Below are 22995 nucleotides of genomic sequence, written 5' to 3' on the forward strand. Positions count from 1 at the left end.
CCGTCGCCCGGCATCTCGCCGACACCTTCCGATCTGCTGACGCCACATGTTCCAGGGAGCACTCTGAGATGGCTCAACCTGTCACCGACGCTGAAACCGATCCGATCGCCCGGCAACGCCCGAGCCGGATGCCGTACCACCGTTACCAGCCGTACCGGGAGCAGTTCCGGGTCGAACTGCCCGACCGCACCTGGCCCACCCGCACCGTAGAGGCCGCACCCCGCTGGTGCGCCGTGGATCTCCGCGACGGCAACCAGGCCCTGATCGACCCGATGTCGCCCGAGCGCAAGCGCCGGATGTTCCAGCTGCTGGTCCAGATGGGCTACAAGGAGATCGAGGTCGGCTTCCCGTCGGCCAGCCAGACCGACTTCGACTTCGTCCGCCAGCTCATCGAAGACGACATGATCCCGGACGACGTCACCATCCAGGTGCTCACGCAGTGCCGGGAGCACCTGATCGACCGGACGTTCGAGTCGCTGCGCGGCGCGAAGCGGGCCATCGTGCACTTCTACAACTCGACCTCCACCCTCCAGCGGCGAGTGGTCTTCGGCCTGGACCGGGACGGCATCGCCGACATCGCCACCACCGGGGCGCGGCTCTGCCAGAAGTACGCCGAGATCCACACCCCGGACACGGAGATCTTCTACGAGTACTCGCCGGAGTCGTACACGGGCACCGAGCTGGAGTACGCGCTGGAGGTCTGCTCCCGGGTGATCGACGTGATCGACCCGACCCCGGACCGGCCGCTGATCATCAACCTGCCGGCCACCGTCGAGATGGCCACCCCCAACGTGTACGCCGACTCGATCGAGTGGATGCACCGGCACCTGCCGCGCCGGGACAGCGTGGTGCTGAGCCTGCACCCGCACAACGACCGGGGCACCGGCGTGGCCGCCGCCGAGCTGGGCCTGCTCGCCGGCGCGGACCGCATCGAGGGCTGCCTGTTCGGCAACGGTGAGCGCACCGGCAACGTCGACCTGGTGACCCTGGGGCTCAACATCTTCTCCCAGGGCATCGACCCGATGATCGACTTCTCGAACATCGACGAGATCCGGCGAGCCGTCGAGTACTGCAACCAGCTGCCGGTGCACGAGCGCCACCCGTACGCGGGCGACCTGGTCTACACCGCCTTCTCCGGCTCCCACCAGGACGCGATCAAGAAGGGCTTCGACGCCCTCGTCGCCGACGCGAAGACGGCCGGCGTACCGGTGGACGAGCACACCTGGGCGGTGCCGTACCTGCCGATCGACCCGAAGGACCTGGGCCGCACCTACGAGGCGGTCATCCGGGTCAACTCGCAGTCCGGCAAGGGCGGCGTCGCGTACATCATGAAGAGCGAGCACCAACTGGACCTGCCGCGCCGGCTCCAGATCGAGTTCTCCGGGGTGGTGCAGCAGGTCACCGACCACGACGGCGGCGAGGTCGACCCGACCGCCATGTGGGAGATCTTCGCGACGCACTACCTGCTCGACCACCAGCCCGACCCGGCGGTCCGGCTGGCCGGCTACACGATCGGCACGGCGGACGGCAAGGTCGAGATCGAGGCCCAGGTCGGTGTGGGCGGCGAGCAGCGCTCGCTCGCCGCGGTCGGCAACGGCCCGATCGACGCGTACGTCAACGCGCTCCAGTCGGTCGGGGTCGGCGTACGGGTGCTCGACTACCACGAGCACGCGCTCTCCTCCGGTGGTGACGCGCAGGCCGCCGCGTACGTGGAGTGTGAGGTGGACGGCAGGACGGTCTGGGGTGTCGGCACCGACGCCAACATCGTCACCGCGTCGATCAAGGCGGTCACCAGCGCCGTCAACCGCGCCCGCCGCTGACCTGGGCGCGACACCCCCGAAGTGGGTTCCTACTTCGGGGGTGTCGCGGCGGGCAGTGAATGGCAGGGCTGGGACGGCGGGGCTTTCCGGGGCGGTCGGTGCACCAGCACCAGGGCCAGCAGCGCGCCGGCCACGAGCAGCCCGGCACACCACTCCATCGCGCCCCGGAACGCGTCGGTCAGCTCGGCCTTCTGCTCGTACCCACCGCCGGAAAGCCCGACGAGCAGCGGCAGCGCCGCCACCGCGAGCAGGCCGCCGGCGCGGGACGCGGCGTTGTTGAACCCGCTGGCCACCCCGGAGAACCGGTCCTGCACGGCGGCCAGCACCGACGCGGTCAGCGGTGCCACCACCAGGGTCAACCCGATGCCGAAGAGCAGCACCCCGGGCAGCACGTCCCGCCAGTACGACGCGCCCGGTCCGACGCCGCGCAGCAGCAGCAGGCCGACCGCGGCGACCACCGGTCCGATGGCGAGCGGCAGCCGTGGGCCGATCCGGGCGGACAGCGCACCGGCGCGCGCGGAGCCGACCAACAGCAGCAGGGTCATCGGCAGCAACGCGATGCCGGTGCGGAAGGCCGACCAGCCGACCACGTTCTGCAGGTAGACGGCGAAGAAGAAGGTGAAGCCGCCGAGTGCCGCGTAGACGACGACTGTGAAGAGGTTCAGCACCGAGAAGAGTCGGCTGCTGAACAGCCCGGTGGGCAGCATCGCCGCGTCGCCACGCCGCCGTTCCAGCAGGACGAAGGCCACCGCGGCGAGCACCCCGATCACGGCTGCGGTCAGCACCTCGGCGGAGTCGAACCCGCGGGCCGGCGCGTCGATCAGCGCGTAGGTGACGCCGGCGAGCGCGAGCGCTCCGAGCAGGGCTCCGGCGACGTCGAACCGTCGTCGGGTCCGATCCCGTCCCTCGGTGCGGGAGGCGCTCTCGTCCCGGCTCTCCGGCACCCAGCGCAGGGCGGCCAGCAGCACCAGCACGGCGATCGGCAGGTTGAGGAAGAAGATCCAGCGCCAGGAGAGCGCGTCGATCAGCCAGCCCCCGATGAACGGGCCCAGCGCTGTGGACACCCCGGACAGCCCAGCCCAGGCGCCGATCGCCCGGCCCCGGTCGTCCGGATGGAAGCTTGCCTGGAGCACCGACAGCGACCCGGGTGTGAGCAACGCGCCACCGGCGCCCTGGAGGAATCGGGCCGCGATCAGCATGCCGGTGTCCTGGGCCAGCCCGCAGAGCACGGAGGCGGCGGTGAACCAGACCACGCCGATGAGGAAGATGCGTCGCCGACCGAAGCGGTCGCCGAGCGCGCCGCCGAGCAGCACGAACGCCGCCAGCATCAGCAGATAGCCGTTGATGGTCCACTGGAGATCGGCCACGTTCGCGCCGAGGTCCTGCCCGAGTTTCGGCAGCGCCACGTTGACGACGGTGCTGTCGAGGAAGACCATGCCAGAGGCGAGTACGGCGGCGAGCAGCGTGCCCCGGCCGGCGGTGGTGCCCATCCGGAGGGCGGTCGCCGGTACGGGTGCGGTCATCCCACCAATCTGCCTTGCATCATGTGGGAGACGCCACGAAACGCCGAAACCGTGCCCGGGTACTGTGCGCAATCGCCGGGAGCCCCCAAGCTGGAGAGGTGTCGTCTGTGCGTACCAGATCAGGACCGCGAGCGGCGGTGGCCGCGCTCACCGCGGCGCTGGCGCTCGGCGTGGTCGGTTGTGTCCCGCAGGATGAGCCGACCACACCGCCGTCGAGCGACGGCGGCAACGCCGCGGAGCAGTTGAGTCAGCTCACCGTCGCTACCGCCGGCTCGATGAAGGGCTACAGCCGGGAGCGTTTCCCGCACTGGCGGGACACCGGCAAGAACTGCGATATCCGGGACAGCATCCTCCAGCGCGACGGCAAGGACGTGAAGCTCTCCGGCTGCAACGTGGTCGGTGGGCGCTGGGAGAGCGTGTACGACGGTCGCAGCTTCTCGGATCCCTCCGACGTGGACATCGACCACATGGTGCCGTTGGCCAATGCGTGGCGCTCGGGTGCCGACGAGTGGGACAACGCGAAGCGCGGGGATTTCGCCAACGACACCACCCGTCCGCAGCTCTTCGCGGTTTCCGCCTCGTCGAACCGGGCAAAGGGTGACCAGGACCCGTCGCAGTGGAAGCCGGCAAACCGGTCTTACTGGTGCAAATACGCCCAGGACTGGGTGACGGTCAAGCACTACTGGCGGCTGACGGTGACCACCGCCGAGAAGGCCGCCCTGACCGACATGTTGGAGGGCTGTTCAGTGGGGAGCGATTCGTGAGCGCCGCCGGGGAGAGCGGCCCGTCCGCCGCCGGCATGACCGCCGACGGCACCGCCGAGACCCCCGCCGCCGTACCGGGTGCCGGCATGGTCGCGGATTCGGGCGGGGCGGCCGGCCCGCAGGCCCGCACCACCGACATCGTGCCCGGCCCCGGCGGCGTGATGACCGACGAGGTCGGCGTCGTCACCGGTGACCTGACGCTGCGCACCGAGTACGCGGACGGCAAGGTGACACTGCGGGTGCAGTACAAGGACGCGGACGAGTGGTACGCGGTGACCGGCACGTCGGTCACGCTGGCCGACCCGGCTGGGCTGGACGCGGTGCACGGCGTCGCCGTGGGGCTGCTGAACCGCCCCGAGGGCTGACCAGCGCCGGCACCGCGTCCAGTCTCAGACGTACGAGCCGGGCTCGGTGGGCGCGGAGACCACGCCCGGCGCGTCCCCCTCGCCCTCGGGTCGGACGATCTGCGCGCTGACCCCGTGCGGGCGCAGTTCGCCGCTGGCGATCTGCTCGGCCCAGTGGCAGGCCACCCGGCTGGCGCCGATGTCCCGCAGCACCGGTCGCTCGTCGGCGCAGCGGGTGGGCTGCGCCCACGGGCAGCGGGTGTGGAAGCGGCAGCCGGACGGCGGGTTGGCCGGCGACGGCAGGTCACCGGCGAGCAGGATCCGCTCCCGGCGGTCCTCCACGTCCGGGTCCGGCACCGGCACCGCCGACATCAGCGCCCGGGTGTACGGGTGCAGCGGCTCGTTGTAGAGCCTGTCGCTCGGCGCCTCCTCGACCAGCGCGCCCAGGTACATGACGCCGACCGTGTCGGAGATGTGCCGCACCACCGCGAGGTCGTGCGCGATCACCAGGTAGGTCAGCCCCAGGCTGTCCTGGAGTTCGTCCAGCAGGTTGACCACCTGGGCCTGGATCGACACGTCGAGCGCCGAGACCGGCTCGTCGGCGACGATCAGCTCCGGCCCGAGCACCAGCGCGCGGGCGATGCCGATGCGCTGCCGCTGCCCGCCGGAGAACTCGTGCGGGTAGCGGGACAGCGCCCAGCGCGGCAGCCCGACCGCGTCCAGGGTTTCGCCGATGATCCGTCGACGGTCGGTGCGGTCGGTGCCGATCCCGTGGGTCTGCAGGCCCTCGGTCAGGATCGATTCGACGTTCTGCCGGGGGTCGAGGCTGGACATCGGGTCCTGGAAGATCATCTGCATCCGGCGACGCATGCTGCGCAGCTTGCCGGGCGGCAGCGTCGTCAGCTCGACGCCGTCGAAGCTGACCTCACCGGCGGTCGGCGGGGTGAGCTGGAGCAGCGCCCGGCCCAACGTGGACTTACCGCAACCGGACTCACCCACCAGGCCGTACGTCTTGCCCCGCGCGATGCTCAGGTCGACCCCGTCGACGGCCTTCACCTGGCCGACCACCCGGTCGAAGAGCACCCCCCGTTTGATCGGGAAGTGCACCTTCAGGTCGCGCACCTCGACGAGGACGTCGTTCTCACTCACGCTGATTCCTCCTCGCGCGGGGCGGGCACCATGCCCGGCAGCGGCTCCGGGTTGACGCACCGGTAGCTCCGTCCGTCGTGCGCGTGCACCAGCTCCGGCGGCTCACCCACACACTCGTCGATCCGACGGGCGCAGCGCGGGGCGAAGGCGCATCCGTCCGGCCAGGGCAGCAGGTCGCGGACCGAACCGGGGATCGGGTTGAGCTTCTCGCCCCGCCCGGCGTCAAGGCGCGGCACCGAGCCGAGCAGACCCACTGTGTACGGGTGACGCGGCTGGCGGAACAGCGGACGACGGCGGGCCGTCTCCACCACCCGGCCGCCGTAGAGCACGTTGACGGTGTCGACCATGCCGGCCACCACACCGAGATCGTGCGTGATCATCAACAGTGCGGTGCCGGAGTCCCGGACCAGTTCCTTGAGCAGCTCCAGGATCTGGGCCTGGATGGTGACGTCCAGCGCGGTGGTCGGCTCGTCGGCGATCAGCAGCCGAGGCTGGCAGGCCACCGCCATCGCGATGAGCGCACGCTGGCGCATCCCACCGGAGAGCTGGTGCGGATACTCCTTGAGCCGCCGCTTCGGGTCCGGGATGCCGACCCGGTCCAGCAGCGCCGCCGCCTCCTTCGCCGCGGTCTCGCCCTTCATCCCCCGGTGCCGGGCGAGCACCTCGGTCACCTGCAACCCGATCGGGATCACCGGGTTCAACGAGGAGAGCGGGTCCTGGAAGATCATCGCGATGTCCCGGCCCCGGATGTCCCGCCGCGACCGGTCGTCGAGCTGGAGCAGGTCCGTGCCGTCGAAGACGGCCTTGCCGCCGACCCGCAGGCCGGGCTGCTTGGGCAGCAGACCCATGATCGCGAGCGAGGTGACGCTCTTGCCACAGCCGGACTCGCCGACCAGGCCGACCACCTCACCGGCGTCGACCGAGAAGGACACCCCGTCGACCGCGTGCACGGCCCGCTGGCCGCGGCGCGCGAACGTGACGGAGAGATCTTCAACTTCGAGCAGTGCCATTGCCGGGCCTACTTCCGCAGCTTCGGGTCGAGGGCCTCACGCATCGCCTCACCCAGCAGGGTGAAGCCGAGCGCGGTGATGATGATCGCGACGGCCGGGTAGATCGCCAGTGACGGCCGGATGCCGAGGTACTGCTGCGCGTCGGCGAGCATGACCCCCCACTCCGGTACGGCGGTGTCCGGGTTGCCGAGGCCGAGGAAGGAGAGCGCCGCGGCCTCGATGATCGCGGTGGCCAGGGTCAGCGTGGCCTGCACGATCACCGGGGCGAGCGAGTTCGGCACCACGTGGGTCAGCGCGATCTTCGACTTCTTGACGCCGAGCGAGGTCGCCGCCAGCACGTAGTCGCTGTTGGCCTGGGAGATCATCGAGCCGCGCAGCAGCCGGGCGAACACCGGCACCGAGACCACGCCGACCGCGATCATCACGGTGGTCAGGCTGGCCCCGAGCAGGGCGGCGATGCTCACCGCCAGCAGCAGGCTCGGCATCGCCAGCAGCATGTCGATGAAGCGCATCAGGGTGGTGTCGATCCACCGCCCCCACCGGCCACCGAGGCCGGCCGCAGCACCGGAGACGCCACCGATCAGTGCGCCGATCGCCAGACCGATCAGGGTGGAGACCACGCCGACCAGCAGGGTCTGGCGGGCACCCACGATCATCCGGCTGAACTCGTCACGGCCCTGATGGTCGTAGCCGAACCAGTGGTCGCCGTTCGGGCCGGGGATGACACCGGGCTTGATCAGCCCTTCCCGAATACCGATCGTGTCCGTCGCCGCGTACGGCACGAGGAACGGTCCGACCACCGCGACCAGCACGAAGAGCGCCAGGATGACGGCGCCGACGATCGCTGCCGGGTTGCCGCGCAGCCGGCGGAACGCCTCCTGCCAGAGGCTGACGCCGCGTTCGTCGTCACGGGCGGCCAACTCGGAGAGCCGGTCGATCTTCTCGCGCTTCTTGCCCGGGCTGAGTGTCATCGCACCCTCACCCTCGGGTCGATGAAGCTGTAGGAGAGGTCGACCAGGAGGTTCACCAGCACGTACACCACCGCGATGATCAGAATGAAGCCCATCAGCACCGGATAGTCGCGCTGGCCGATGGCCTCGGCGACGAACGCTCCAATGCCACTGAAGGCGAAGACGGTCTCGGTCAGCACCGCGCCGGAGAGCAGGCCGCCCGCGAGCAGACCGATCGAGGTGGCGACCGGCAGCATCGCGTTGCGCAGTACGTGCCGGCGACGGACCGTCTGCTCGGTCAGGCCCTTCGCCTCGGCGGTGCGGACGAAGTCCTCGTTGAGCACCTCCAGCACGCTCGCCCGGGTGATCCGGACGATGATCGCCAGCGGGATGCTGGCCAGCGCGATGGCGGGCAGCACCAGATGCCAGAGCGCGTCGGCGGCGGCGTCCCACTCGCGGGTCATCAGGCCATCGAGGACGAAGAAATTGGTGACCCGGGTCGCCTCAAGCGTCGGGTCCTGCCGGCCGCTGGACGGGAACCAGTGCAGGTTCTCCGAGAAGATCGCCTTGAGTACGTAGCCCAGGAAGAAGACCGGGATGCAGATGCCGATCAGCGAACCGCCCACTGACGCGTGGTCCAGGAAACGGCCGCGACGACGGGCGGCCAGGTAGCCCAGCGGGATGCCGATGCCGATCGCGATGATCATCGCGGTGATGGTCAGCTCGACGGTGCCGGGGAAGCGCTCGATGAACTCCGTGGTGACCGCCCGCTTGGTGGAGGTCGACGTGCCCAGGTCGAGCTTGATCATCCGCCGGACGAACCGGCCGTACTGCACCAGGATGGGCTCGTCGAGCCCCATGTTGCGGCGGATGGCGGCACGCATCTCGGGCGTGCCGCGCTCGCCGAGGATGGCGGTCTCGGGGCCGCCGGGGAGCCGGCGGAGCCAGATGAAGAGCAGAAGGGAGAGCCCGAACAGCGTGGGTATCAGCTGAAGCAGGCGCCTGACGATGAACCGGAACACGGCGGCCTCGAAGGGGTGCGGAGGGTTGCGGGCGGGCGCTGTGCGACAGCGCCCGCCCGCGTTCCTTGCTGCGTCAGATCAGGACTTACTTGAACTCGGCGGTGGCGAAGCGCTCGTCGGTGAGCGGGCTCGCCTTGACGCCGGTCACGTCCTTGCCGAACACGATCGCCGGCGGCGAGTGCGAGATCGGCACACCGGGCAGGAACTCCATCACGGACTTGTTCAGGGCCTTGTACTTCTCGGTCCGGGCCGCGATGTCCGCGGTGGTGTCCGCGTCCTTGAACTGGTCGAACAGGGCCTTGTTGTTGAAGCCCCACTCGTCCTTCGGCCGGTCGAAGAAGGTGCCGATGAAGTTGTAGGCGTCGCCGTAGTCACCGGTCCAGCCCAGGAAGTGGATGTCGTGCTTGCTGCCCGAGGTGGTGGCGTTCAGGTAGTCCGGGCTCCACTTCAGCGGGATCGCCTCGACGGTGATGCCAACGGCCTTCAGGTCCGCCGAGAGCAACTCGAAGATGTCCTTCGGGTTCGGCATGTACGGCCGGGTGACCTCGGTCGGGTAGTGGAACTTCAGCGTCAGGTTCGACGCGCCGGCCTCGGCCAGCAGCGCCTTCGCCTTGGCCGGGTCGTAGGTGTACTTGGGAACGTCACCGTTCCAGCCCTCGACGGTGTCCGGCATGAAGTTGTCGGCGACCTTGGCACCCGGCGGCAGCTTGGAGGTGACCAGCTGCTGACGGTTCAGGGCGTAGGCGATGGCCTGCCGGACGCGGACGTCGGCGAGCTTCGGGTTGCCCTTCTGGTTCATCGCCAGGTAGAGCACGTTGAACGCCGGGCGCGTGAGCATGTTGAAGCCCTCGCTCTTCAGCGGCTCGACGTCGGCCGGGCCAACCAGGTCGTAGCCCTGGATGTCACCGGAGCGCAGCGCCTGCTTGCGGGCGTTCTCATCCGAGATCGTCTTGAAGATGAGGGTCTTCAGCTTGGCCTTGGCGCCCGAGTAGTCCTCGTTGCGCTCCAGGGTCAGCGTCTTGTTGGCGACGTCCCAGGCCTTGAACTTGAACGGGCCGGTGCCGGTCGGGTGCGCCGTCGCGTACGCCGGGTACTTGATGTCCTCGGCGGTGCCCGCGACGTTGCTCGCGTCGAACTCCTGCAGCGCCTTCGGGCTGTGGATGGAGAACGAGGGGAGCATCAGCGCGGCCGGGATCTTGCTGGAGACCCGGGTGAACGCCAGGTCCACAGTGGTGGCGTCCTTGGCGGCGCACGACTTGAAGAGGCTCGCCGGCAGGTCTTCGCTCTCGTTCTTCGCGAAGCCACCCATGACGTCCTGCCAGTACGCGGTCACGTCCGGGCTCTGCATGAGGCCCTTGGCGTTGTACCAGCGGTTGAAGTTGACGCAGACGGCCTCGGCGTTGAAGTCGGTGCCGTCGTGGAACTTCACGCCCGAGCGGAGCTTGAAGGTCCAGGTGGTGCCCGCGGCGTCCGGGGTCCAGGACTCGGCCAGGCCGGGGGTGACCTTCGTGCCACCCTCCTCCGGTCGGACCAGGGTCTCGAAGACCTGACGCGCCACGCGCAGCGACTCACCGTCGCTGGCGAAGCTCGGGTCGAGCACCTTCGGGTCTCCGGCGACGCCGAAGACGAGGGTGTCCTTCTTGCTACCACCGGATTTGTCGTCGTCGCGGTTGCTCTCGGCGCAGCCTGCTACCGCGAGGGCCGCGACCGCGATGGCCGCGATCGCGACCTTCGGCCTGGGTGCACGCATGTGTGCTTCACCTCGTCCTTGGGGGTACGGACAACGTGGTGACAGGGGTCACCGATGGCGGTGACCATAGCTCCCGATGCGTCCACCCGGAAACCGCTGAGTGGACGGTTGGTATCGGATCGTGCCTCAACCGCCGCTTGACATTCGATTCTTAGGTAAACAGCGGCAAAAACCGATCAATCAGCACCCGCGATGCCAAACTGTTACGTCGAACAGCCCCGATGAGGGCACAGGTGTCAGATCATTTCCGGGCAGAGACGCAGCGGTGGCCGGCACCCGCACGGGTGCCGGCCACCGGCCGTTCGTCAGGGGGATCAGACCGCGCGGCGCCCCTCGAAGGCCCGACCAAGGGTGATCTCGTCGGCGTACTCCAGATCGCCACCGACCGGCAGCCCGCTAGCCAGCCGGGTCACCGAGATGCCCATCGGCTTCACCATCAACGCCAGGTAGGTGGCGGTCGCCTCACCCTCGGTGTTCGGATCCGTGGCCAGGATCAGCTCCCGCACCCCGCCGCCACCGAGCCGGATCATCAGCTCCCGGATGCGTAGGTTGTCCGGGCCGATCCCCTCCAGCGGATTGATCGCGCCACCCAGCACGTGGTAGCGACCGCGGAACTCACCCGTCCGCTCGATGGCCACCACGTCCTTGGGCTCCTCGACCACGCACAGCACCTCGTCGGTGCGACGCTGGTCGCGGCAGATCCGGCACTGCTCGGACTCGGCCACGTTGTAACAGGTCGTGCAGAACCGCACCAGCTCCTTGACCTTGCGCAGCGCGCCGGCCAGCCGGTTGACGTCGGCCGGATCCGCCGAGAGGACGTGGAACGCGATCCGCTGAGCGCTCTTCGGGCCCACGCCCGGCAGCCGACCCAGCTCGTCGATCAGATCCTGGATGGCACCTTCGTACATCTGCCGGCTCAGAAACCGGGCAGGCCGAGGCCGCCCATGCCGCCGGCGACCGGGCCCATCTTGCGCTCGGTCAGCTCCCGGGCCGCCTCGGCGGCGTTGTGCACGGCCGCGACGACCAGATCCTCCAGCGTCTCCACGTCGTCCGGGTCGACGGCCTTCGGGTCGATCTTGATGGCCTTCAACTCACCGGAGCCGGAGACGGTCGCGGTGACCAGCCCGCCGCCGGCGGTGCCGGTCAGCTCGGCCTCGGCCAGCTCGGCCTGGGCGGCGGCGATCTGCTGCTGCATCTTCTGCGCCTGCTTCAGCATCTGCTGCATGTTCGGCTGTCCACCTGGGCGCACGGGATGGCTCCTTCTCGCACTCGTCTGCTCGACCGCCGCTCAGCCTATCCGCTGGGACCGACCTCGCCCCGCCCGGTGCGTCCGCCCACGCCGAGCCTTCGGGTACAGCTACCCCTACCCCGAACCGGCCATCTGCTGGTAGTGCGCCCACAACCGTCGCACTGGTCTGCTCGTGACATGAACCTCAACCGCACCGGCCGGGTCGGCGCACTGTGCTGGGTCGCGGCCGCGCCCATCTTCCTCGTCGCCAGCCTGATCACCGGGCTGCGGTGGCGCGAGCCCGCCTACAGCTGGGCCACCCACAACATCAGCGACCTCGGCAACGCCCACTGCGGCATCTGGGACACCACCCGCCCCCGCTACGTCTGCTCACCGTGGCACCCACTGATGAACACCGCGACACTGGCCACCGCCGTCCTGCTCGCCGCCGGGCTCCTGCTGACCTGGCGGATCCTCGGTCACGGCCCGGTCGTACGCACGGCCCAGACACTCCTGCTGCTGGCCACCGGCGGATACGCCCTCGCGGCCCTCTACCCGGCCGACATCGACGAGAACCTGCACGTCCTCGGCGCAGTCCTGATCATGGGGATTGGCAACATCGGCCTGCTCCTGGCCGGCTTCGCGCCACGCACCACGACGCTCGGCCGGTGGCGACGGCTAACCCTCACCGCAGGGCTCATCGCGCTGGCCGGAACGACACTGTTCGCCGCCCAGCAGGGGCTGGCCATCGGGGTAGGCGGCATGGAACGAGTAGCCGTCCTACCCTTCCCCCTCTGGGCCTGCGCCCTGGGTGTCCTGCTCGCCGAGGCCCCTCCCCTGCGCGATCTTGCACTTCCTGCCGCGACATAAGGGGACATTCCACGCAAGACGACGACCGAAACTGCAAGATCGCCGAGCCAGGTAGGGCCGGGGCTTGTCAGCGGGCGTCGACTTCGTTGATCTTCTCGGCGCCGAAGGTTTCCCGGAGCAGCCGTACCGCCTGCTCCTCGCTGGACTCCCGCGCGGTCTTCTCGTCGATGATCTCGTCCAACGGCTCGTCGCCCGGGTCGAACCCCTCAAAGGCCGGGGCCGCGGCGGGTGCCGTGCCGCCGGGTCGGCCGGCCCGCGCGGGGCCGTCGAAGTCCGGGTCGTAGGGCGGCTCGCCGGCCCACTCGGCGTCCGCGACAGGCCGGGCTGCCGCTCCGGTACGCGCACCGCGCCCCGCCGCCGCCGCGCGAGCCGCGGCGATGGCGCTGCTCACCGGCGCACCACCGGCTGTCGCCGGCTGCCGGGCCGCCGGAGTCGGGTTACCCCGCCCGCCCGGCTTACCGCCACCAGCCGCTGACCCGGAACCGCCCGAACCCCCTGGCCCGGTGCCGTTCACGCCACCACCGTTGGTGCCGCTGCCGTTCCCGGCGTTGCCGTTCGCGCCGCTCGACGCCTGTGCGGAGTGCGGGCTCGACTCGTTTCCGGCCGACGCGCCGCCAGGGCGGGCGGCCTCCGGCCAGTCCTCGTCATCCGTAGCCTCGGCGGCGAGGGTGCCGCCGCCAGGGCGGGCCGCCTCCGGCCAGTCGCCGTCGTCGTCCGCCGCCGGGGCGGAGGGCGCTGCGCCCTGCCCACCAGCACCGTGACCAGCGGAACCCGCACCGACACCGCCACGCGAAGCCGAGCCGGCAGGGCCGGTCGGGTTCGCTGCGGTCGGCGAGGCGTTCGTCGGACCGACGACGGTCGGGGCGTTGGGCGCCACAGTCCCCGGCCCGGCGGCGTTCGCACCTGGCGCTGAGGTCGAGCCGGGCACGGCGCTGGAACCAGGCGCGGCGCTGAAGCCAGGCGCGCTCGAACCTGGCGCAGCGTTCGAGCCTGGCGCACCGTTCGAGCCACGCTCGGGGTTCGAGCCTGACGCGGCGTTCGAGCCGGACGTGGCGTTCGAGCCGGACGTGGCGTTGGACCCAGGCGCACCGTTCGAGGCGGGCGCGGGGTTGGTGCTTGGCCCGGCCGGCGGCGCGCTCGTCGGGCCGGCGGCAGTCGGGGTCGCGGCGTTCGTCGCAGCGGCGGGCGTGGCTGGCGGCGCGGCGGGGCGAGCCGGTGCGGCCTGCTGTGTGCGCGGTGAGCCGGACAGCGACACGCCACCGCGCTCGCCGGCCACCTCGCACCGGATCTGCCAGCGCCCGCCCAACTCCTCGTAGAGCGCGTCGGTGAGCACCGCCGCGTGGTCGGCCATCATCTTGGCCAGCACTGTGGACTTCACCGTCAGCACCAGCATGTCGCCATCGAGTTCGCGGACGACCGCGTCCCGCATCAGGGCGGCGATCCGCTTGTTGGTCCGGTTGACCTTGCCGACCACGTCGGGCCAGACGCGGCGGACCGCGACCGCGTCCAGCGCGGCGGCCGGTGCTCCGGGTCGGGGCGGCGCGGGCGTGGCCGGGTCGGGTAGCACCGCCGACGGTGGCACCACGCGACGCGGGGCCGGCCCGGCGGGTGAGACGGGTCCGGCCTGGTCAGCGGGGGCGGACCCGGTCGACGCGCCGGGGGAGGCCGGGATCGGCGAGTCGGCCGCCACGACGTACGAGGTAGGTGCACCGGAGGTCGGAGCGGGCGAAGCAGGTGCCCCGGTGACCGAAGCAGCCGGAGCGGGAGCGCCCGCAGCGCTCTGGGTCGGGGACGCGGCCGGGTCGACCGTCCACGGCGGTGCGGAGGTCGGGGCGTTCGCGGGTGCCGGGGTGGCGGCAGCCGGGACCGGGGTGGCTTGCTGTGGGCGTACCCCTGGGTGGTTGGTCGGCGCGGAGCCGGCGGCGGCCGACGGCGCGTCGGTGCCGCCCACTGTGAGCCGGCGTTCCATCCGCTCCAGGCGTTGGAGCAGGCCGCCGGTGGAGTCGTCAGCGCCGGGCAGCAGCATCCGGGCGCAGATCAGCTCCAGCAGCAGGCGGGGCGCGGTGGTGCCGCGCATCTCGACCAGCCCGTTGTGCACGATGTCGGCGCAGCGGGACAGCGTGGCCGAGCCGAGTTGCGACGCCTGGGCGGCCATCCGCTCGATCTGGTCGGCCGGGCCGTCGATGAGACCCTTCGCGGCGGCGTCCGGCACCTGCTGGATGACGATCAGGTCGCGGAGTCGCTCCAGCAGGTCGGAGGCGAACCGGCGCATGTCGTGCCCGGCCTCGGCGACCCGGTCGACGGTGGCGTACGCGGCCGCGCCGTCACCGGCGGCCAGCGCGTCGCACATCTCGTCGATCAGCGCCGAGTCGGTGACACCGAGCAGCGCGACGGCCCGGGCGTAGCTGACCCCCTCCGCGCCGGCCCCGGCGATGAGCTGGTCGAGCACGGAGAGGCTGTCCCGCATGCTGCCGCCACCGGCGCGGACCACCAGCGGAAAGACCGCCGGCTCGACGGCGACGCCCTCGGCCTGGGTGAGCTGCTCCAGGTACGGGCGGACCACCTTCGGCGGAAACAGCCGGAACGGGTAGTGGTGGGTCCGCGACCGGATCGTGCCGAGGACCTTTTCCGGCTCGGTGGTGGCGAAGATGAACTTGACGTACTCCGGGGGCTCCTCGACCAGCTTGAGCAGGGCGTTGAAGCCCTGGGTCGAGACCATGTGCGCCTCGTCGATGATGTAGATCTTGAAGCGGCTGCTGGCCGGCGCGAAGAAGGCGCGCTCGCGCAGCTCGCGGGCGTCGTCGACACCGCCGTGGCTGGCCGCGTCGATCTCGATCACGTCGATCGACCCGGTGCCGTCGGTGGCCAGCGAGCGGCAGGACTCACACTTGCCGCACGGCTCCGGGGTGGGGCCCTGCTCACAGTTGAGCGAGCGGGCCATGATCCGGGCGCTGGTGGTCTTGCCGCAACCACGGGGGCCGGAGAAGAGGTAGGCGTGGTTGAGCCGTCCGCTGCGCAGCGCCTGCGACAGCGGCTCGGTCACGTGCTCCTGGCCGATGACCTCAGCGAAGGTACGCGGCCGGTACTTGCGGTAGAGCGCCAGCGTCACTCGTCCCGCCTCCTCTCGACCGAGCCATTCTGCGCCGGTCGGGCGCGGGTGACCACCCACCACCCCGGGCGCCTGGGCCTTCGGGCTTGATCGACTCGACTGTCGGCCTTGATCGACTCGGTTTCCTGGAAACCGCGGTGTCCGCGTGGTCGGGACACCGCGACATCACGGATGCCGAGTGGATCAACCGGCCCACAGACAAAAAGGCCTCCCGTGCACCCGGCAGAGCTCGCTTATCCTTGCTGCCTTCCGGCCCTGGGGAGGTTCACGAGATACCGCCGCACGGGAGGTGACGCCCAGCCTACCCGACCGCCCGTCGATCTTCAGGGGGTGGTGGGGTGGCCCGGCCGACACGGGCCTGTATCCTGGCTCGCGGAGGATTCGCCTAGAGGCCTAGGGCGCACGCTTGGAAAGCGTGTTGGGTTTACACCCTCACGAGTTCGAATCTCGTATCCTCCGCTCGCCTGAGCAGCACGAACGACAGGGCCGGCCCTACGGGGACCGGCCCTGAGTCGTTTGTGCGCCACTCTCGTCTCAATTGTCGTCTCACTTGCCCCGCTCCGGCCCGTCTGGCTGCCCGTTGCCGGCCTGCCCGGCGGCGAATCGCCCCAGAGCAGCCCCCCGAACTGCTGCGCGGCGTCTCGGCGCACCTGATCCGTCATGTTCTGGCTCCGGACGATGTGCTGGCACCGGACAGCGATGGTCGAGAAGACCAACCCATGCTGCCCATCACGGCGCAGAGATCCGAGGACCAAGATGAAGGCGGCGGAGGTCCCCGGGCGCCGTGTAGCCGGCCGTCCCACACTCCGGCGCAGAGCTTGAGCAGCCAGTCGTCGCAGTCGGCCGATTGATGGATCGCCTCGCCGGTCGATGAGGCGAACATCCAGCCTCATCACGCCAGAACCGGGGCGGCGGTTTCGCGCCCGGCGTCCTCTTCCTTCGAGAAAAGCATTGACATTCTCAGTGCGCTTGTCGGGATCAGGGTTCTAGGCACGGCGACCGCCGCAGGGCCGCCAACGACTATCCCGCGCCATATACTTCCCGGATGGAATCCCTTCAGAACCCATCCAATGCAATGCTGTGGCAGGCGGTTCACCGAACCACAATGGACGCGTTGACCAAAATGCGCAGCTACCTGTCAGAGCCGAACGATAAGCCCTCAAATCCAAGACTGAAGGAGCAGGTATCGAAATACGGCTACAAAGCACTTTTCGCGACCCCTATCCGCGACGCTAGCGGGGTTGCACGTCCACACAACTTCGAAGGACTTGATGGGCTTGCCGAACTAATCAAGGCCGTTGAAGCGATCGACCACGCCGCGGGAAAATTCATGTTGCCGGCAGAACTTGCCGACAGTCCTGCTGACCGCCAAGTTATCGAGCGAGAAGTCGCCATGGTTCCGCTAGTGTTGGCTGAGCGGTTCCTCTTAGATCAGACCCCTGAGGCCGATGAAGTGAAGTTGGCTCGCCTCTACTTAGACCAAGAACAGTACATACTAGGAAGAGACCTGCATGTTGATGTCATCGTGCCAATCCTCGGTGCACACTTCGAGCAGGATATTGATAGTGGCGCATACTCCGTGGTGGGAATCGATGAGGACTTGCGCCTAGCGCTTTCGGCGGAGGACAACATCCCTACATCCGATCTTGTAACGGCCGCCCACGCCACCCATGCCCTAGTTATTAGAGATTCCACGGCCGTGATCGGTGGGCATGGATTTTATTTCGTTGTAGACCCCTCACCCGAAACAAAGGATCTGATAGATAGGTTCTTCGAGGGGGCGGCGATCGAACTACCGGCAGGTACGACCTTCGTCCAGGTGGCTGCTAGACCGTTAGGGTGGGTTGGACAGTTCGAGGTACGCAGGGGAGGCGTTTACACTCACCTACTTCGTGACTATCCGGTACGAATGGATAAAGCGGCGAATATCCAATCCTGGCTCATGGTTGATCCCGATCAGTCAGAGCGGATAGCTCACGATGTGCAGGCGTTGGCTGAGAGCCATCCAAGCGTTCGCGTTGCCGCAAGGCGCTTGGTCCGGTCCCGCGATCGGGATGACGACGAAGACCGAATCATCGATTTGTGCATCGGCCTTGAGGCCATGCTTGGGACGGGGTCCGGAGAAACTGTACATCGCCTATCCATACGCGCAGCTGCGATCCTTGGGCCACTGGGATGGGGCAAAAGCAGGGCGGTCTACGATTTAGTCCGCGACGTTTATAGCTACCGTTCGAGGGTAGTGCATGGAACTCCGGGACCACATAAGAAAGACTTGTTGGAAGTCGACGGAATTCCCATGCATGCCTCGCGTGTCGCCATAGCCGCCTTGTGTGCCATATTGCATATCGCACTCTCCCAGCCCGGGTTTAAGCCGGACCATGTCGACAATGACTTCATATTCGGTGCGTTCGATAGATCCGCTGAAGGCCTAACTGAGAATTGATACCGTAGCAGCAATGACTAAAGACCAGCAGTACGCGGCCCGACGCAGGCCCACCTGAACGTTTCATAACCACCCCTGTCCGGCGGCAGGCCCACACGTTGGCTTTGATCCGACTATCCAATGACTGATGGCAACAACCGTGGTATGCACGTTGCCGCACCTTCGGTCTCTTTGATTCAGATCTCGGCAAGAGCGGACTGCACCTAGAACGCATGCTCTAGGTGCAGTCCGAAGCCAATCACCAGTTCAGGTGGGAGTTGGCGAGATAAGCGCCGGTCAGGTCGAGCCGGCTGAGGTCCGCCCTGCGGAAATCAAGAAAATCCCCGGACAGGTACGCCGTGGCCGAAGCGTCGGCGAACCACTCCTGGAGCGCTTTCCGCGCCTCCGGGCTGTCCGGCCAGCGGATCACGTCGTCACTGGCCCGCTTGTACCTGCTCATTTGTCGAACACCACCTTGCCGTCCCACTTCGACCTCGGCCCCGATCCGGAACTTAGCGTGCGCTGGCGAGGTCAGGCGCGGGCGCGGGCCCAGGAGAGGAAGCGGTCGGTCAGCCGGGCCGGGTCGACGTCGGTGAGGTGTTCGCCGGCCTCTGTTTGCAGCGCCGCCAGGTAGACGGTCAACGCGAGCCGGTCGTGCCGGTATTCGCCGAGCAGCCGCAGCTTCGCCGCCGAGCAGGGCCAGGCGATGCCGCACGCGGCACAGCGCCAGGTGGGTCGGGTCGGCAGGTGGTTCCGGTAGCGGCGGCGGGGCATGGGCGGATCTCCTTCGCGGTGGACGGGGGCCGCCCCGCCTCCCCGTCGGGGCGACCCCGGACTGACGCCGACCGCCGGGCTCCTGCGCCTCCACCGGCCACGCCGTCTTCTGTGGACCACCCTCGGGAGAGTTACGAGACAGATACACCGCGTAGCGATATGGTTGCCAGATATTTAGGACATCCGATGGAGGGGCCGTGAACGACGCGCTTCGGGTGGCGCTCAGCGACACCGGGCACACCACCGAATCCCTCGCCGAGACCGTCGGCGTCGACCCGAAGACCGTGGGGCGCTGGTTGACCGAGGACCGCATCCCGCATCCACGCCACCGGCTGGCGGCAGCGGAGGCTCTGCACAAGGACGTGTCGGACATCTGGCCGGACACTTCAAGACGTCGTGATCCCATTTGGTTTCGTCCGTGGCAGGAGATCGAGCGCGAGGCGGTGTCGCTTCGCTGGTTCGAGTCGACAGTTCTGCCGGGGTTGCTCCAGACCGAGGCGTACGCCCGCGCGGTGCTGGGCGACGCGGGCCTGATCCCTCGGGGTGAGATCGAGCGGCATCTCACGGTCCGGCTCGGCCGGCAGGGCATCCTCAAGCGGGACGACCCGCCGCAGTTCACGGCGGTAGTGGACGAGGCGGTCATCCGCCGTCCGGTGGGCGGCCGGTCGACGATGCGCGAGCAACTGCTGGCCGTGGCGGCGGCGTGCGTCGAGCCGCACATCCGGGTGCACGTCGTGCCCAGCACGGTCGGCGCCTATGCCGGCCTCAACGGACCTTTCGTGATCGCGCACAGCCACGACCATCGGGTCGCCGGCTACCTCGACAACCAACTTCAGGGACAAGTGGCTAGCGACCCCGAGGACATCGCCGCCATGATGGCGGCATGGGAGAACGTGCGCGGCGAGGCGTTGTCCCACTGGCAGTCGGTCGAACTCATCCAGGAAGTGGCGGAGTCATGGAGCTGAACGGCGCCCGGTGGCGCAAGAGCAGCCGCAGCAGCGGCAACGGCGGCGCCTGCGTCGAGGTCGCCGACAACCTGCCCGGCGTCATCGGCGTACGGGATTCAAAGGACCCGACCGGCCCGGCGCTCGCCTTCGCGCCCACGGCTTGGCGCGCGTTCGTCAGCCAGCTCCCCCGGCGGGCCTGAGCAGCCCCGACGACCTCTTCGCACAAACGCCCGGCCGGTCCACGACAGACCGACCGGGCGTTGCTGAGCACCACTCAGAAAATCGGGCCACCACTCTGCGGTCCAGCGATCCGGAGACCGTAGCGCAGGGGCCAGACGAACTCGGTCCGGTCGGACAGACCGCTCCACGTCTTGTTCTGCGGCACCAGCCCGCCGGCGGAGGCGTAGAACGGATTCATGACCCCGGACGCATATCCGGCGAAGTCACCCTTCACCTCTTCGCCGGTCGACGCCACGACGGCGTCGAGCCCGCTCGCACGGCTGAGGTTCAGCAGGGCGACGGAGGAGCCGAACCTGTCGCCGTTCTCGGACGCATCCGGAACAGACCCGTAGTTCTGGTCGAACGCCTGCGCGCCGGCCCCCGTCAGCCCACCGGCGGACCCCTTGAGCAGGGTGATCATGCCGGCGTCGACCCGCGAGCCGACGTCCTCGCCGGGGGTACCGACCAGCACGTCCGCTTTGCCATCACCGGTCACGTCGCCGACCGCCAGCACGCCACCGAAGCGGTCGTCGTCCTCGGGGTTGTCCGGCACGCCGGCCGTACGCTGGGTGATGATCTGCACGGCAGTGCTGGACAGGCCGCCGGAGCGGCCGGCGAAGGCCGCGATGAGGCCGCCGTTGATGTGCGGGGTCTGCGCGCCGGGGGCTCCGACGACCACCTCGCCCAGCCCGTCGCCGTTCAGGTCGCCGACCGCGAGCGCGTCACCCAGGTACCAGGCGATGGTCCCGGTCCCATCGTCGGGTTCGATCGCCGCACCGGTGACCGAGGTGGCACCGGTGGACGACACACCACTCGCCGAGCCCCACATCAGGGTGACCATGCCGGTGCCACCCCAGCTCGCGCCGTCGTTTTCCCGCGGAGCGCCGATGACCAGGTCCTGGTACCGGTTGTTGTCGACCTTTCCGATCGCGAGCGTGAAGCCGAACTGGTCGTTGCTCTCAGCCGATCCGGGCACCGCGGCCTGGTCCTGCTGAAGGTGCTGAGCCCCGGTGGCCGTGAGGCCGCCCGACCCACCGAAGAGGACGGTGACCGCCCCGGCGATCGCCTTGGTTCCGATCGACTCGCCCCAGGCGCCGATGGCGAGGTCGTCGCGGCCATCCCCGTTGATGTCACCGGCCGCGAGGGCACCCCCGAACTGGTCGAAGGTCTCCGGGCTGTCCGGAACACCCGGCGAGTCCTGGTTGAAATGGATTGCCGAGTTGACCACCAGACCGTTGCTGCTTCCCGGAATGACCCAGACCCCGCCGGCGTGGGTCTTGGTCCGGGCGTCCGGCTCGTCGGGGTTGCCGATCGCCAGGTCGGCGTAACGGTCGCCGTTGAAGTTCCCCGCCACGAGGGTCGTGCCGAACGCGACGGAACCACCGTCCCCCGGTATGGCACCCATGAGGTAGTCGACCTTTGCGACGGATGAATACCGCACGGTGACCACACCGGCCGGGGTCAGCGGCAAGTTGTAATAGAACGGGTCGCCACTGGCCGCGATGTCGTCGGTGCCGTCGCCGTCGAAGTCGGATTGACCGACACCCGTGCCCCGCAACCGGGGCGTCGCCTTCAGCCAGGACACCTCGTGGTGCTGGAGAACGACGCCGTCCCGGGTGATGGTCCGGACGCCTTCCGCAGCCTTTGCGGGGGCACTGATTGCCAGGCTGGCCAGAACAGTTGGGAGAACCAGAAAAGTTGCGCTTCGCTGCATAGATACCCCGTTTCGATGGGCGCCTGGACACCATAGGCAGCCGACTCGATCTTCAAAATAAGACGAACGGGCAGTGCGGGTGACGGACCATTCGGCAGTGGGCAACTGAGCGCCAACGACGGGTACCGTCCGGAGGCGGCCGGCGGTCCTGCAACCGTCGTACACATGTTCTATCCACAGGCTGTGGACGGCGGAGGGTTCGATGGCTTACCAGCTCAGCGCGGTGGTCGCGGACATTGAGCTGCTCCGCGAGCAGACCGCCGAGCTGGATCACGCGGTCCTCGGCGAGCTGCGCCAGGACTTCGCGTTGCTGCCGATCACCCCGCAGTTGGTGATCGAGCTGACCGGGTCGTTGCCGGATTTCGTCACTGACGACCGGAGCGCCGCGCGCCCGTTCGGCCTGGTGTTGTCGACGGCGCTGGTCGAGGTGCTGACCCGATGGTCACAGTCGGGGCCGGTGGCCTATCTGGAGGCGGAGTTCGGTGGCGGCGTCGGCCACCAGTCGGCAGCGGTGTGGTTGGGCGGGGTGCTGTCCTGGGGCCCACGTTTCGACGACGAGTTGAGCGCGCCGCGCGAGCAGTGGCCGATCAACGGTGCGCTGAGTCAGCTCGGCGTGGAGCCCGGCACCTGGATCGACCCGTTCGCCGAACTGGGGTTGCACCTGGAACGGAGCACCGAGGGTTGGCTGGCGCACGGGCGGCGTCGACTCAGCGCCGACTACTGGGACGAGCTGGTCGAACAGTGGGAAAACCAGTAATCCGGCGTTCGGCAGCAACCTGAACGCTCCCGTTCCGTTGGGGACTGGGGGATTCCATGAAATTGCGACAATTTGCTTTTATCGCCACGCTGTTGACGGCTGCCTCGATCGCGGGCAGCGGCGTACCGCCAACCGGGTCGATTCCGAACGGCCGGCCCGCCGGCAACGTGGAGATCATCGACCTGAACGGCCTGCGCAACATCGAGTTCGGTGCCACCGAGGACGAGCTGACCCGACGCGGCATCCTGCGTACCAGCCTGGAGGCCTGCGGACCGATGCTCGCCGGCCACGACATGGTCAGCCCGGTCTTCGTGGAGGACAAACTCGTGCTGCTCTGGGTCGGCGACCCGATGCGGACACCGGAGGGCATAACGGCGGGCTCGCCCGTCGACGAGGTCTGGGACCGCTACCCGGAGGTCAGCCGGCTGCGGGCTCCACAGGGGACGCGCCGCCTCGACGGGTTGCTCGCCCGCAGTGGCGACCGCGCGTACCTGTTCCTGCACGACGGGCGCACGGTCCGAAAAACCATCGCCGGGTACGCGGACTGGGCGCGCCGCCTCTTCGACGAGGGCGTCGGCCCCTGCTGAACCGTCGTTCAGTAGATGCCCGACAAGCCGATTGTC

21 protein-coding genes, 1 tRNA gene and 1 other RNA gene are annotated in these 22995 nt (G+C 68.8%); 10 read left to right on the plus strand and 13 right to left on the minus strand.

Going from position 1 to position 22995, the window contains the following annotated elements:
• Window positions 1-68: 68 nt before the first annotated feature.
• A complete protein-coding gene (gene leuA / locus GA0070561_RS20955; RefSeq protein ID WP_091403401.1) occupies window positions 69-1820 on the plus strand; it encodes a 2-isopropylmalate synthase in 1752 nt (583 codons plus the stop codon).
• Between the two features lie 29 nt (window positions 1821-1849).
• On the opposite strand, the gene GA0070561_RS20960 is transcribed toward leuA, so the two are convergent.
• A complete protein-coding gene (locus GA0070561_RS20960) occupies window positions 1850-3343 on the minus strand; it encodes an MFS transporter (RefSeq protein ID WP_091403404.1) in 1494 nt (497 codons plus the stop codon).
• Window positions 3344-3450: 107 nt separating this feature from the next.
• On the opposite strand from GA0070561_RS20960, the gene GA0070561_RS20965 reads away from it, so the two are divergent.
• Window positions 3451-4107 (plus strand): HNH endonuclease family protein, encoded by a 657-nt coding sequence (locus GA0070561_RS20965; protein ID WP_091403630.1) that lies wholly within the window; start codon window positions 3451-3453, stop codon window positions 4105-4107.
• A complete protein-coding gene (locus tag GA0070561_RS20970) occupies window positions 4083-4472 on the plus strand; it encodes a hypothetical protein (protein WP_091403632.1) in 390 nt (129 codons plus the stop codon). Before GA0070561_RS20965 ends, GA0070561_RS20970 begins: the two co-directional genes overlap by 25 nt.
• A gap of 24 nt (window positions 4473-4496) precedes the next feature.
• Here GA0070561_RS20970 and GA0070561_RS20975 read toward each other — a convergent pair whose 3' ends face one another.
• The 7 genes from GA0070561_RS20975 to GA0070561_RS21005 form a co-directional block, all read right to left on the minus strand.
• The gene (locus GA0070561_RS20975) at window positions 4497-5600 is read right to left on the minus strand and encodes an ABC transporter ATP-binding protein (protein WP_091403407.1); all 1104 of its coding nucleotides are present in this window, start codon (window positions 5598-5600) and stop codon (window positions 4497-4499) included.
• On the minus strand, window positions 5597-6610 hold the full coding sequence (locus GA0070561_RS20980) for an ABC transporter ATP-binding protein (protein ID WP_091403410.1): 1014 nt from the start codon (window positions 6608-6610) through the stop codon (window positions 5597-5599). The genes GA0070561_RS20975 and GA0070561_RS20980 overlap by 4 nt, the downstream gene beginning before the upstream one ends.
• 8 nt (window positions 6611-6618) lie before the next feature.
• On the minus strand, window positions 6619-7581 hold the full coding sequence (locus GA0070561_RS20985; protein ID WP_091403413.1) for an ABC transporter permease: 963 nt from the start codon (window positions 7579-7581) through the stop codon (window positions 6619-6621).
• Window positions 7578-8582, minus strand: a complete 1005-nt coding sequence (locus GA0070561_RS20990; protein WP_088950603.1) for an ABC transporter permease — start codon at window positions 8580-8582, stop codon at window positions 7578-7580. The genes GA0070561_RS20985 and GA0070561_RS20990 overlap by 4 nt, the downstream gene beginning before the upstream one ends.
• Before the next feature lie 85 nt (window positions 8583-8667).
• Window positions 8668-10332 carry an ABC transporter substrate-binding protein gene (locus tag GA0070561_RS20995; RefSeq protein ID WP_091403415.1) on the minus strand — a complete coding sequence of 555 codons (1665 nt, stop codon included), beginning with the start codon at window positions 10330-10332 and terminating at the stop codon, window positions 8668-8670.
• Window positions 10333-10646: 314 nt separating this feature from the next.
• Complete coding sequence (recR, locus tag GA0070561_RS21000) at window positions 10647-11240, minus strand: recombination mediator RecR (protein ID WP_091403417.1); 594 nt, start codon at window positions 11238-11240, stop codon at window positions 10647-10649.
• An 8-nt stretch (window positions 11241-11248) separates the two neighbouring features.
• The gene (locus tag GA0070561_RS21005; protein ID WP_007466279.1) at window positions 11249-11557 is read right to left on the minus strand and encodes a YbaB/EbfC family nucleoid-associated protein; all 309 of its coding nucleotides are present in this window, start codon (window positions 11555-11557) and stop codon (window positions 11249-11251) included.
• Window positions 11558-11758: 201 nt separating this feature from the next.
• On the opposite strand from GA0070561_RS21005, the gene GA0070561_RS21010 reads away from it, so the two are divergent.
• Window positions 11759-12430 (plus strand): DUF998 domain-containing protein, encoded by a 672-nt coding sequence (locus tag GA0070561_RS21010; RefSeq protein WP_091403420.1) that lies wholly within the window; start codon window positions 11759-11761, stop codon window positions 12428-12430.
• A 67-nt stretch (window positions 12431-12497) separates the two neighbouring features.
• On the opposite strand, the gene GA0070561_RS21015 is transcribed toward GA0070561_RS21010, so the two are convergent.
• On the minus strand, window positions 12498-15539 hold the full coding sequence (locus tag GA0070561_RS21015; RefSeq protein WP_091403423.1) for a DNA polymerase III subunit gamma and tau: 3042 nt from the start codon (window positions 15537-15539) through the stop codon (window positions 12498-12500).
• Window positions 15540-15741: 202 nt separating this feature from the next.
• Window positions 15742-15831, minus strand: an RNA gene (ffs, locus tag GA0070561_RS21020) — signal recognition particle sRNA small type.
• Between the two features lie 82 nt (window positions 15832-15913).
• Between ffs and GA0070561_RS21025 the strand changes: the two genes are divergently transcribed.
• Window positions 15914-15998: transfer RNA gene (locus tag GA0070561_RS21025), tRNA-Ser, on the plus strand.
• Window positions 15999-16584: 586 nt separating this feature from the next.
• A complete protein-coding gene (locus tag GA0070561_RS33115; RefSeq protein ID WP_141710415.1) occupies window positions 16585-17982 on the plus strand; it encodes a HEPN domain-containing protein in 1398 nt (465 codons plus the stop codon).
• Window positions 17983-18220: 238 nt separating this feature from the next.
• Here GA0070561_RS33115 and GA0070561_RS21030 read toward each other — a convergent pair whose 3' ends face one another.
• Together GA0070561_RS21030 and GA0070561_RS21035 are read right to left on the minus strand one after the other, a co-directional pair.
• Entirely contained in the window at window positions 18221-18421 is a 201-nt protein-coding gene (locus GA0070561_RS21030; protein ID WP_091403425.1) for a hypothetical protein, read from the minus strand.
• 71 nt (window positions 18422-18492) lie between these two features.
• Window positions 18493-18735, minus strand: coding sequence for a flavin reductase (locus GA0070561_RS21035; protein WP_091403427.1), 243 nt, complete (start codon window positions 18733-18735; stop codon window positions 18493-18495).
• A gap of 197 nt (window positions 18736-18932) precedes the next feature.
• Here GA0070561_RS21035 and GA0070561_RS21040 point away from each other — a divergent pair, with 197 nt between their 5' ends.
• Both GA0070561_RS21040 and GA0070561_RS21045 read left to right on the plus strand, forming a co-directional pair.
• The gene (locus GA0070561_RS21040; RefSeq protein WP_091403430.1) at window positions 18933-19700 is read left to right on the plus strand and encodes a helix-turn-helix domain-containing protein; all 768 of its coding nucleotides are present in this window, start codon (window positions 18933-18935) and stop codon (window positions 19698-19700) included.
• Window positions 19691-19882 (plus strand): DUF397 domain-containing protein, encoded by a 192-nt coding sequence (locus tag GA0070561_RS21045; protein ID WP_091403433.1) that lies wholly within the window; start codon window positions 19691-19693, stop codon window positions 19880-19882. The genes GA0070561_RS21040 and GA0070561_RS21045 overlap by 10 nt, the downstream gene beginning before the upstream one ends.
• Before the next feature lie 74 nt (window positions 19883-19956).
• On the opposite strand, the gene GA0070561_RS21050 is transcribed toward GA0070561_RS21045, so the two are convergent.
• Window positions 19957-21720 (minus strand): hypothetical protein, encoded by a 1764-nt coding sequence (locus tag GA0070561_RS21050; protein WP_244166347.1) that lies wholly within the window; start codon window positions 21718-21720, stop codon window positions 19957-19959.
• 97 nt (window positions 21721-21817) lie between these two features.
• Between GA0070561_RS21050 and GA0070561_RS21055 the strand changes: the two genes are divergently transcribed.
• Window positions 21818-22372, plus strand: coding sequence for a hypothetical protein (locus GA0070561_RS21055; protein WP_091403438.1), 555 nt, complete (start codon window positions 21818-21820; stop codon window positions 22370-22372).
• A 92-nt stretch (window positions 22373-22464) separates the two neighbouring features.
• Window positions 22465-22959 carry a hypothetical protein gene (locus GA0070561_RS21060; protein WP_244166349.1) on the plus strand — a complete coding sequence of 165 codons (495 nt, stop codon included), beginning with the start codon at window positions 22465-22467 and terminating at the stop codon, window positions 22957-22959.
• The last annotated feature ends 36 nt before the right edge of the window (window positions 22960-22995 follow it).

This window comes from Micromonospora saelicesensis (assembly GCF_900091575.1).
GTDB classification, from domain to species: Bacteria; Actinomycetota; Actinomycetes; order Mycobacteriales; family Micromonosporaceae; genus Micromonospora; species Micromonospora saelicesensis.